This is a genomic window from Mycobacterium sp. pR1184 (assembly GCF_041287235.1).
Taxonomy (GTDB): Bacteria; Actinomycetota; Actinomycetes; order Mycobacteriales; family Mycobacteriaceae; genus Mycobacterium.
Genome location: NZ_JBGGKR010000036.1, coordinates 1 through 319, shown reverse-complemented (window position 1 = coordinate 319; position 319 = coordinate 1). Strand labels below are relative to the sequence as shown.

Genomic DNA, 319 nt, shown 5'->3' with positions numbered 1-319 from the left:
TGTACTCGGTCATGAGGTTGTAGCAGGCGTGTCGGCTTGATGTGAGGAGAACCCCCGGGTGGGGTGTGGCTTGTCGAAGGCCCATCACCGTCCCGGAGGTTCTCGTGTCCCACCGTAATGCCCGTACGACTTTCCATGGCCGGCTGCTGATCGTGCAACGTCACCAGGCCGGTTGGAAACCCGCCCACATCGCTGCCGCAATGGGCGTCTCACGCAAGTGCGTGCATACCTGGATCAGCCGTTATGCCGCTGAAGGTGAGTGCGGGTTATGGGATCGATCCTCACGCCCTCATTTCTCGCCGCGGCGCACGTCGCCCGC

General features: G+C 62.7%; 1 protein-coding gene. It reads left to right on the top strand.

All coding sequences use genetic code 11. The features are described 5' to 3' along the window. Positions 1-104: 104 nt before the first annotated feature. Positions 105-319: leucine zipper domain-containing protein (locus ACAG21_RS28110; protein WP_370499516.1), on the top strand; the 215-nt coding region annotated here is incomplete at its 3' end.